Here is a 10,084-nt window from a genome sequence, read left to right as displayed (position 1 = left end):
CCACCAGGATGATCGCGGGGCCCGACGGCACCTTGGTCTGGAACGACAGCACGAGGCCCGCATAGCCCGACACGATCGCACTCGCCACCGCGATGCAGATCATGCCGGTGATGTCGCGCGACCAGAACCGCGCGATGCCGGCGGGCAGGATCATCAGCCCGACCGCCAGCAGAGTGCCCAGCGCGTGAAAGCCGTTGACGAGGTTGACCACGACCAGCGCCAGGAAAGCCAGATGCGCCGGCGCGCCGGCGCGGCTGACGGTGCGCAAGAACACCGGATCGACGCATTCGATCACCAAGGGGCGAAAGATCACCGCCAGCACCAGCAGCGTGATGGTGGCGTTGAAGGCGATCACCAGCAGGGTCTGGTCGTCCATCGCGAGGATATTGCCGAACAGCACGTGCAGGAGGTCGATATTGGTGCCCTTGATGGAAATGATGGTGACGCCGAGCGCCAGCGAGACCAGATAGAAGGTCGCCAGCGAGGCGTCTTCCTTCAGTTCGGTGTTGCGCGCCACGAGGCCTGCGAGGATCGCGACGGTAAAGCCCGCGATCAATCCGCCCGCGGTCATCGCGAACAGGCTGAGCCCGGACAACAGGAAGCCGATCGCGGCGCCCGGCAGGATGGCATGTGCCATGGCGTCGCCGACCAGGCTCATCCGCCGCAGCATCAGGAACACACCGATCGGCGCGCCGCCCAGCGACAGCGCGATAACGGCGGCGAGCGCCCGGCGCATGAACTCGAATTCGGTGAAGGGCGCGATCAGCGCGTCGTACATCATCGCGCTCACGCCGCCCGCGATGGCATGTCGTCGACCGCGCAGGCGGGCGCGCTGTCATCGAAGGCCTCGCACATCCGTCGCGCCTGCGTCAGATTCTCCGATGTCAGGACCTCGGCGGTCGGTCCCCAGGCCACCGGACCGCGCGCCAGCAGCAGGGTTTCCGGAAAATGCGCCCGCACCACATCCATGTCGTGCAGCGCCGCCAGCACCGTGCGCTTCTCGTCGTGCCAATGGCGCACCAGCGCCAGCAGATCCAGCGAGGTCTTGGCGTCGATGGCGTTGAAGGGCTCGTCGAGCACGATCAGCCGCGCATCCTGCAGCAGCACCCGCGCGAACAGCATGCGCTGCATCTGGCCGCCAGACAGCGTACCAATCGGGCGGTTCTCGAAACCGTTGAGGCCGACGGCGGCGAGCGCATGCGCGATCTTTTCGCGCGCCGATTTGCCCATGCCGCCAAAGAATCCGACCGAGCGCCACAGTCCGGTGCCGACGAAATCGTACACCGAGATCGGAAAGCTGCGGTCGATATCGGCGGTCTGGGGCAGATAGGCGATGTCGCGGACCTTGAGATCACCAAGCCCGATCGAGCCCGCCAGCGGCTTCAGGATGCCGACCAGCCCGCGAAACAGAGTCGACTTGCCGGCGCCGTTGGGGCCGACCACCGCCAGCAGCGCGCCGGTGGCGACCTCGCCGTCGAGATGATGCACGGCCGGATGCCGGTCATAGCCGAGCGTGACATCGCGGAATTGCAGCTGCGCGGCCATGCTCACCTCATCGCCAGCAGCACCACGGCCCACAGGCCGGCACTGACCGCGAGCGCCGCCCCAAGCCGGGCCAAAACCGTCATGCGCAGAATCGACCACGGCGCCGCCTGCGCCGGATGCGGCGATGACGGCCCGTGGCTGTGGGCGTGGGGATGTGCGTGGTCGTGAGAATGCGCGTGAGCCATTAGAGAATGTTATAATATAACATAACCGCTGTCTACGGAGGCTTTTTGGGCTGTGGAATCGTTGATGCGAGCTCAAAGCCGCAGGTAGGTGTATCCTTCTCTTTTCTGAAGGCGGCTGATCTCCGCGATACCCGAAGGAACCAACACGGCCTCAGGTACTACGGCACGCGTATCGATCTGCTGACGCGTCAATGTGTTGGTGCATACGCGAAACTCCACCCCGCGAGCACGCAGTTCGCGCAGCGCTCCAATGTAAGGCTGCCCTTCAGTGTCCTTCGCCCCCTGAAGGAGGAAATTGATCCCATCGCTATGTGCGACGACAACCACCTGCAGATTTGGTTCGGCGTCGAGATGGTTTTTCAGCGTACGCAAGTTCGCCTTGACGTGATTGCCTCCGGCGAGGTGATAGACGATGCGAGTGCCCTGCGCGGTCCCCGCGTTGGATTGTGCATTCCAGGGTTGCGCCAGCGCGAGCCAGCCGACGATCAGCAACGCGGCGATTCCGGGAGCCGCCGCCAGACAAACTCCCAGTGACAGCGAGGTGGCCTGTCGCGGCGCGGCAGTGCCAGCAAATTGGGCCTGCACCGCCTCGCGCAATCGCAACGGCGCCTTCGCAGGTTCGCAGGCGCGGGAGATCGCTGTCCGCATTGTCTGTATGCCAGCTATTGCGGCATTGCACCTCGGGCACTCCTGCAAATGCGCCTCCACTGCGAGGACATTTTGCAGATCAAGCTCGCCGTCAATGTAGGGGTTCAACAGACGGTTGACTTCGGTGCATTTCATGTTCCGGTCTCCCTTGGTCTGACACGCTCGGCAATCAAGCCTTGAAGCAGGCGGCGCGCCCGCGACAGGCGAGACATCACGGTGCCGATCGGCGTCCCGACGATGTCGGCAATCTCCTTGTACGAGCAGCCTTCGATTTCCCTCAAAACCAACACTTCATGATAATCGCGAGGCAAGGCGCCGAGGCACTGCCGCACCAGGTCGCTTTCGGCGCGCGCGATCACGGCGGCCTCCGGGTTGACCGGCAGGGTAATCACCGCCCCGGCTGCAAGCATCTCCGCGTCATGGCGCTGTTCGTCGAAATCCTCGGCGGGTCCGGGCAGATGCTCGCGTTGCCGAAGCTCGTAGCAGGCGTTTCGGACGATGCGCAGCAGCCAGGGTCTGGCATCGTCGCCGCGCAGCGAGCCGAAAAACCTCCATGCGCGCAAATAGGCCTCCTGGACTGCGTCCTCGGCAAGTCCGTCATTCTTGGCCAGCCACCGCGCAAGGCTGTAGGCAGCATCGAGGTGCGGCAGCATCAGCCGCTCGAATCGCTCGCGCTCCCAGTCGTCGTGCATAGGTTCCTCCTGAACCATGACCGGTGGACAAGCAATTTTATTCCCGGAACCATCGGGAATAAACGCTCGACGGCACCGGTAGGACACGATGGGACGAAACGTTCCCGCTTCGTTTCGAGGAAATCCAAGGAGAACCGATCATGAGGAAACTTCTCGTCGCCGCCGCTGCTGCGCTCTCGCTGACGGCCATTGCAACTGCCGCCGTCGCCGACAATGCGGTCGGGCCAGACAAGGTCGTCTATCATGTCAACAACACGGAGTTGCAGGCTTCCGATGCACTGCGCAACATCGGCAATCACCTGGAAATTAATCCGAAGGCGAAGATCGTCGTCGTTACCCATGCGCGCGGCGTCGACATGCTGTTCAAGGACGCTAGGGACAAGAACGGCAATCCGTACAGTGCCGGGATCGCGGAACTCAAACTGCAAGGAGTGCAATTCGACATCTGCCAGATCACCCTGCGCAACCGCAAACTGGAGAAGGACCAGTTCGTATCCGAGGCGACTTTCGTGCCGTCAGGGGTGGCCGAGATCACGCGCCTGCAGCAGCGCGAAGGCTACGCATACCTCAGACCTTGATCCGAATCGTCGCTCAGACGGAGTGGCTGGACCGGTCGTCCTTCGCCACTCCGTGATTCAGCAGCCACAATTCCGGGACGTCTGCTTGGACCGGAATCCGACGCGTCAGTGCTGGGTTCTGTCGCCAATTGTTTTCGTACCCTCTTGCCGCACCGTGTCATTCCGCGGGCGACCTAGCAACGCAGTCGCTTTCGGAGTGAAGCAGCCATTCAGCTAACCGCGCTGACAGCACCGGATTTACAATTACGCGCCCCAGTGCCTACGGCTTCCCGATCGCCATGGCGATCGCCGCCGCCACGAACGGAAACGGCAGCGAGACGGCTGCGCGGAACCAGACAAAACGGGCCGGCATGAAGGGAATTTCCCACAGGATCAGGCGCTGGAAGGCGAATAGCGCCCAGGCGGTGACATAGGCGATGACCTGCGGCGGGCCGGCGCCGGCCTTCATGGCGACGGCGCCGAGCGAGAAGCCGATCACCGGACCGCCCGGCGTGGCAGCGCCGGCGACCGTGGCCATCAGCACGCCGAGCCAGCCCGAATCCGGACCGAGCCAGCCGGTGATGACTTCGGAGGGGATCACCGCGGCGATATAGCCGGCGCCGAGCACGCCGAGTGCGATGCGCGGCACGATATTGATGAAATCCAGCGAGCCTTCGCGCACCGACGCGACCAGCACGACGCGGCCGCGCTGCCAGGCCATCAAACCGAGCACGGCGACCGAACCCCACAGGATGATGTCGACGAGCAGCGCGCTCATGGCGGCGCGCCCTTCGGGTAGATCCTGAGATAGACGAAGCGGCCGAGCGCACCGGCCAGTATCGGCAGCGGCAGCGAGATCAGAATCCGCAACAGCGTGAAGTCGGTGCCCATGATCGGCAATTCCCAGACGATGGCGCGGCCATAGCCGATCAGCGTCCAGCTCACGACCATGGCGATGGCGGCGCCGAAATCGGCGCCGACCGTGAGCAGCGCGGCCGCCACCGGATAGACGGTGAACGGTCCGCCCGGCAGGATGGCGCCGAAAGCGGTGCCGATCAGCAGCCCCTTGAGGCCGGAATTCGGACCCAGCGCCCGCGACACCTTCTCGTGCGGCAGGATCTCGGCGATGAAGGCGCCGAGCAGGCAGCCCGCCAGCACGCGCGGCAGGATGCCGCCGAACAACTCCAGATCGTGGAAGAGGATTTCGGTGACGCCGTCGACGCCGTCGCGGCGCCAGACCAGCACGACGCAGACCGCGACCAGCACGGCGATCACGATCATCGACCAGCCGATCGGCTTGCGGATGCGTCCGGGGCGCGGCCCGGTATCCGCGGCATCGTCGGCGGACGCCGGCTCTTTCAGGGGGAGTTCTGCCAAGGCAATCGGTCTGGGGGGTGAAAAGACTGACCCTGCTTAGTCTTGCCGGCACAGCGAAGCAAACGGAACGACGGCGCAACCCATGCGCGGCCCCATGGAGGCCCATGCGCGTTTGTTCACATCAACGGCGCACCAAGGCGAGGCCGGCCCAAACGAAAGGGCGGCAGTGAGATACTGCCGCCCCGGGGAAAGATTTGATTGTCATTCCAAGGCGATGCGTAGCATCGAACCGGAATGACGGAGACTAGCTTCCGGCCTTCGAGAACTGCTCGTCCACATACTCCCAGTTCACCAGATGATCGACGAACGCCTTCAGATAGTCGGGGCGGCGGTTGCGATAATCGATGTAGTAGGAGTGCTCCCAGACGTCGACGCCGAGGATCGGGGTGGCGCCGTGCACCAGCGGGCTTTCGCCGTTGGCGGTCTTGGAGATTTCGAGCTTGCCGTTCTTGACCGACAGCCAGGCCCAGCCGGAGCCGAACTGGCCGACGCCTGCGGCGGCGAAATCGGTCTTGAACTTCTCCAGCCCGCCGAGGTCCTCGTCGATCTTCTTGGCCAGACGGCCGGGCAATTTATCGCCGCCGCCGTTGGGCTTCATCCAGTTCCAGAAATGCAGGTGGTTGTAATGCTGGCCCGCATTGTTGAAGAGCGGCGCGTTCTTGCCGAACGAGCCCTTGACGATCTCCTCGAGAGACTTGCCCTCGAATTCGGTGCCTTTCAGCAGATTGTTGCCGTTGGTCACATAGGCCTGATGATGCTTGTCGTGGTGGAATTCCAGCGTTTCCTTCGACATATGAGGAGCGAGCGCGTCATAGGCATAAGGAAGGGAGGGAAGCGTGAAGGTCATGGGTGATGTCCGCAATGATGGGAGACGTGGGCTTAACGGAAACCCTTATAGAAGGTTCCATGGATCTTAAACACCGCAATTTGGGACGACCGGACCAGGCTGCGCGCCAGGAAGAGCGAAACAGATGAGCATCGAGATCGACGTTTTGAACGGGGACGCATCGTGGCCTGTGGCCAAGCCATTGTTTGCGGCGGTCTGGCCGGCGGACGTCGTCGCAAGGCTGCCATGGGGCCGTGTCCAATGGGCCAATGCCGACCTCCGCGTCCTGATCGATGCGCCATCGGGCGATCTCGCCTGCCATGTCGGCATCTACTTCCGCCACGCCACCTGGGACGGCCGCAAGGTGCAGATCGGCGGCATCGGCGGAGTGGCGACCCGCGAGGACTGCCGGCGGCAGGGCTATGCCAGCCTCGCACTCGACGCCGCGATCCAGACCATGCGCCATCACGAAGCGGTGCAATTCGCGCTGTTGTTCTGCGAGCCGCACAATTTCGCGTTTTATCAGTCACGCGGCTGGCATCCGTTCACCGGCGAAGTCTGGGCCGAACAGCCGGAAGGACGCGTTCGCTTCGAGGCGATGGCGCCCCTGGTGTTCGATTTCTCCCGCAAGCCGCGCCAGGGCGTCATCGACCTATGCGGCCTGCCATGGTGACCAATGCGCGGCGCCGGGTGGATTGCGGGGGACGGTTCATCATATGTCACGTATAATTCCTTGTACGGCCGGGTTGGGATGACGCGTGACGCATGACCATTGAGGCCACCGCAGCTCCCGCAAAGCTCCCGGCCAACAGCCTGCTGACGTCGCCAATCCTGCCGACGCTGCTGAAACTGACGCTTCCCAACGCCATCGCGATGGTCGGCACGACCCTGGTGGCGGTGGCCGAGACCGCCTATATCGGCCGCCTCGGCCTCGAACCGCTGGCCGCGATCGCGCTGGTTTTCCCCTTCGTCATGCTGACGCAGATGATGTCCGCCGGCGCGATGGGCGGGGGCGTTTCATCCGCGGTCAGCCGCGCGATCGGCGCCGGCGACCGCGACCGCGCGGCCACGCTGGCGCTGCACGCCGTCATGATCGGCCTGCTCGGCGGACTGATCTTCACCGTGGTCATGCTGCTGTTCGGCCGGCCATTCTTCATGCTGCTGGGCGGCCGCGGCGGCGTGCTGGAACAGGCGTTGCAATATTCGCAGGTGCTGTTTTCCGGCGCGGTTTCGATTTGGCTGGTCAATACGCTGGCCTCGGTGCTGCGCGGTACCGGCGACATGCGGCTGCCGTCGGTGACGCTGATCGGCGTCGCGATCGTCCAGATCGTGGTCGGCGGCGCGCTGGGTCTCGGCCTGGCCGGCCTGCCGCAACTGGGCATGCGCGGTGTCGCCGCCGGGCAACTGGTCGCGTTCTCGCTCGGCGCGATCTTCCTCGGCTGGATCCTGGTCAGCGGCCGCAGCCGGCTGACGCTGAATTTTCGCGCCTTCCGGTTCCAGCGCGCCATGTTCCTCGACATTCTCAAGGTCGGCGCGATCTCCTGCGTGGCGCCGCTGCAGAGCGTGCTAACCATCCTGATCTTCACCAAGATTCTGGCGGGCTACGGCACCGCGACGCTGGCCGGCTACGGCATGGGCTCGCGGCTGGAATTCCTGCTGACCCCGATCTCGTTCGCCTTCGGCGTCGCCTCGGTGCCGATGGTCGGCATGGCAATCGGCGCCGGCATGGTGGCGCGCGCCCGCAAGGCGGCGTGGACCGCGGGCGCCGCGTCGGGCCTCGTCGTTGGCGCCATCGGCCTGATCGTCGCGGTCGAACCGGTGCTGTGGGTATCGATGTTCACCAGCGATCCCGGCGTCACTGCGGCGGCCTATTCCTATTTCGCCTGGGCAGGCCCGGCCTTCGGGTTTTTCGGGCTGGGCACCTGCCTCTATTTCGCGTCGCAGGGTGCCGCGAAGGTCGGCGGCCCGGTGCTGGCGGGAACCGGCCGCCTGCTGCTGGTCGCGCTCGGCGGCTGGTGGCTGGTGTCGATCGATGCCCCCGCCTCGGCCCTGTTCGCGCTGGTCGGCGCCGCCATGGTGCTGTTCGGCCTCGGCGTCGCCGCATCGGTCTGGCTGTCCAACTGGGGCAAGTAAGTTGCCGCATCGGCGCGCTCTGCGGCGGCGAGACCTGGACGCGGGCCCGGCGATGATGGCCGGAACGGCGCGGCGGGCAGCTACCTGCGCTGGTTGTAGACGTCGATGCAGACGGCGCCGAGCAGCACCAGCCCCTTGATCACCTGCTGGTAGTCGATGCCGATCCCGAGGATCGACATTCCGTTGTTCATCACCCCCATGATCATGGCGCCGATCACCGCGCCGCCGACCCGGCCGACACCGCCATAGGCCGAAGCGCCGCCGATGAAGCAGGCGGCGATCACGTCGAGTTCGAAGCCCGCGCCGGCCTTGGGCGTGGCCGTGTTGAGCCGGGCGGCGAATACGAGCCCGGCCAGCGCGGCCAGAACCCCCATATTGACGAAGGCAAGGAAGGTCAGTCGCTCGGCCTTGATGCCGGACAGCGTGGCAGCTTTCGCATTGCCGCCGACCGCATAGATCTGCCGGCCGATCACCGTTCGCCGCGTCACGAAGCTGTAGAGCGCTATCAGTACCGCCATGATGACAAGGACGTTCGGCAATCCGCGATGCGAGGCGATCAGGAACGTGAAAGCAAGCACCGCGCCCGCAAGCACTGCGGTCTTCGCGACAAAAAACGCATGGGGATCCACCTCGATCCCGTACGACTGTTCGCGCGCCCGGTTCCTGACGCCGGCAAGGACCAGGGCCAGTGCCAGCAAGGCGCCGAGCAGCAGCGAGGTCGGATGCAGCGCGCCGGGCAGCAATTCCGGAATGAAGCCCGACGACAGTTTCTGGAAGGCCGGCGGAAACGGTCCGACCGACTGGCCCTGCAGGAGTGCGAGCGCGAGGCCCTTGAAGACCAGCATGCCGGCCAGCGTAACGATGAAGGAGGGGATGCCGAAATAGGCGACCCAGTAGCCTTGCGCCGCGCCGATGGCCGCGCCGACCAGCAGGCATGCGATGAAGGCTGCGGGATAATCGACCTGATAACGCACCATCAGCACCGCGGCGACCGCGCCGACGAAGCCGGCGACCGATCCGACCGACAGATCGATATGGCCGGTGACGATCACCAGCAGCATGCCGAGCGCCATGATGACGATGTAACTGTTCTGCAGCACGAGATTGGTGAGATTGAGCGGCTGCAGCAGCGTGCCGTCGGTCACAATCTGGAAGAACAGCATGATCGCGAACAGCGACAGCAGCATGCCGTAGTCCCGCAGGTTGCTCTTGATGAAACCTGCGTGGCGGCGTTGCCCGGGAGGCGAAACACTCCTGTCGGTCATGACCCCATCGTTCCCATCGGCTCATGTTTCGCGACGCCGTCCCTGAGATCCTTGTTGCGCATGATGGCGCGCATGATCTTTTGCTGCGTCGCGTCCGCAGCGGCAAATTCGCCGACGAAGGCGCCGTCGTTCATCACGCAGATCCGGTCACAGATGCCGAGCAGTTCCGGCATTTCCGAAGAGATCACCACCACGCCCTTGCCGGCCGCCGCCAGTTCGTTGATGATACAATAGATCTCGTATTTCGCACCGACGTCGATGCCGCGGGTCGGCTCGTCCAGGATGAGGACCTTGGGGTCCGTCATCAGCCATTTCGACAGCATGACCTTCTGCTGATTGCCGCCCGAGAGCTGGCCCACTTCCTGATAGATGTCCGAGCAGCGAATTTGCATCCGGGTCCGGTACTCGCCGGCGGCCTTCAATTCGCTGATCTCGTCGATCACCCCGTTCGGGGCGACCCGGCCGAGGCTTGCCAAAGTGATGTTCCGGCGCACATCATCGGCAAGGATCAGACCGAGCTGCTTGCGGTCCTCGGTCACATAGGCGAGGCCCGCATCGATGGCCTCCGAGACATTCGAGAGGACGACCTCGCGGCCATCCAGCCGGATTTGCCCGCTGATGTTGACGCCCCACGCCCGGCCAAACAGGCTCATCGCGAATTCGGTGCGGCCCGCCCCCATCAAGCCGGCGATACCCACGACTTCGCCGCGCCGCACGTGAAAATCCACATTCCTGACGACCTGCCGCCCGGCATGGAGCGGGTGGTGGACCGACCAATTCTCCACGACAAGGACCGGATCTCCGATGCTGGCATCGCGCGGCGGAAACCGGTGAGCAAGGTCGCGATCGACCATGC

General features: G+C 64.4%; 13 protein-coding genes. 3 read left to right on the top strand and 10 right to left on the bottom strand.

The window, feature by feature from the left end; translation table 11 throughout:
• The 5 genes from Q8R73_RS07515 to Q8R73_RS07495 all read right to left on the bottom strand — a co-directional run.
• Positions 1 to 781: metal ABC transporter permease (locus Q8R73_RS07515; RefSeq protein ID WP_305718910.1), on the bottom strand; the 781-nt coding region annotated here is incomplete at its 3' end.
• A gap of 5 nt (positions 782 to 786) precedes the next feature.
• Complete coding sequence (locus Q8R73_RS07510; RefSeq protein WP_305718909.1) at positions 787 to 1,545, bottom strand: metal ABC transporter ATP-binding protein; 759 nt, start codon at positions 1,543 to 1,545, stop codon at positions 787 to 789.
• A 2-nt stretch (positions 1,546 to 1,547) separates the two neighbouring features.
• Positions 1,548 to 1,730 carry a hypothetical protein gene (locus Q8R73_RS07505; protein WP_305718908.1) on the bottom strand — a complete coding sequence of 61 codons (183 nt, stop codon included), beginning with the start codon at positions 1,728 to 1,730 and terminating at the stop codon, positions 1,548 to 1,550.
• A gap of 72 nt (positions 1,731 to 1,802) precedes the next feature.
• Positions 1,803 to 2,513: a zf-HC2 domain-containing protein gene (locus tag Q8R73_RS07500; protein WP_305718907.1), complete on the bottom strand. Its 711-nt coding sequence runs from the start codon at positions 2,511 to 2,513 to the stop codon at positions 1,803 to 1,805.
• On the bottom strand, positions 2,510 to 3,070 hold the full coding sequence (locus tag Q8R73_RS07495; RefSeq protein WP_305718906.1) for a sigma-70 family RNA polymerase sigma factor: 561 nt from the start codon (positions 3,068 to 3,070) through the stop codon (positions 2,510 to 2,512). The genes Q8R73_RS07500 and Q8R73_RS07495 overlap by 4 nt, the downstream gene beginning before the upstream one ends.
• Positions 3,071 to 3,210: 140 nt before the next feature.
• Between Q8R73_RS07495 and Q8R73_RS07490 the strand changes: the two genes are divergently transcribed.
• Complete coding sequence (locus Q8R73_RS07490; protein WP_305718905.1) at positions 3,211 to 3,648, top strand: DsrE family protein; 438 nt, start codon at positions 3,211 to 3,213, stop codon at positions 3,646 to 3,648.
• 259 nt (positions 3,649 to 3,907) lie between these two features.
• On the opposite strand, the gene Q8R73_RS07485 is transcribed toward Q8R73_RS07490, so the two are convergent.
• From Q8R73_RS07485 to Q8R73_RS07475, 3 genes are all read right to left on the bottom strand, one after another.
• On the bottom strand, positions 3,908 to 4,405 hold the full coding sequence (locus Q8R73_RS07485; RefSeq protein ID WP_305718904.1) for a hypothetical protein: 498 nt from the start codon (positions 4,403 to 4,405) through the stop codon (positions 3,908 to 3,910).
• A complete protein-coding gene (locus tag Q8R73_RS07480) occupies positions 4,402 to 5,004 on the bottom strand; it encodes a permease (protein ID WP_305718903.1) in 603 nt (200 codons plus the stop codon). The genes Q8R73_RS07485 and Q8R73_RS07480 overlap by 4 nt, the downstream gene beginning before the upstream one ends.
• Before the next feature lie 244 nt (positions 5,005 to 5,248).
• Complete coding sequence (locus tag Q8R73_RS07475) at positions 5,249 to 5,851, bottom strand: superoxide dismutase (protein ID WP_305718902.1); 603 nt, start codon at positions 5,849 to 5,851, stop codon at positions 5,249 to 5,251.
• 124 nt (positions 5,852 to 5,975) lie between these two features.
• On the opposite strand from Q8R73_RS07475, the gene Q8R73_RS07470 reads away from it, so the two are divergent.
• Positions 5,976 to 6,503 (top strand): GNAT family N-acetyltransferase, encoded by a 528-nt coding sequence (locus Q8R73_RS07470; RefSeq protein WP_305718901.1) that lies wholly within the window; start codon positions 5,976 to 5,978, stop codon positions 6,501 to 6,503.
• A 92-nt stretch (positions 6,504 to 6,595) separates the two neighbouring features.
• Positions 6,596 to 7,963: an MATE family efflux transporter gene (locus Q8R73_RS07465; protein ID WP_305718900.1), complete on the top strand. Its 1,368-nt coding sequence runs from the start codon at positions 6,596 to 6,598 to the stop codon at positions 7,961 to 7,963.
• Between the two features lie 80 nt (positions 7,964 to 8,043).
• Here Q8R73_RS07465 and mmsB read toward each other — a convergent pair whose 3' ends face one another.
• Together mmsB and Q8R73_RS07455 are read right to left on the bottom strand one after the other, a co-directional pair.
• Positions 8,044 to 9,228 carry a multiple monosaccharide ABC transporter permease gene (mmsB, locus tag Q8R73_RS07460; protein WP_305718899.1) on the bottom strand — a complete coding sequence of 395 codons (1,185 nt, stop codon included), beginning with the start codon at positions 9,226 to 9,228 and terminating at the stop codon, positions 8,044 to 8,046.
• A partial coding sequence (locus Q8R73_RS07455) for an ATP-binding cassette domain-containing protein (RefSeq protein ID WP_305718898.1) occupies positions 9,225 to 10,084 on the bottom strand: 860 nt, incomplete at its 5' end. The genes Q8R73_RS07455 and mmsB, both read right to left, overlap by 4 nt.

Origin of the sequence: Bradyrhizobium sp. (assembly GCF_030697065.1) — a bacterium.
GTDB lineage: Bacteria > Pseudomonadota > Alphaproteobacteria > Rhizobiales > Xanthobacteraceae > Bradyrhizobium.
This window is presented reverse-complemented; position numbering and strand designations above follow the sequence as displayed.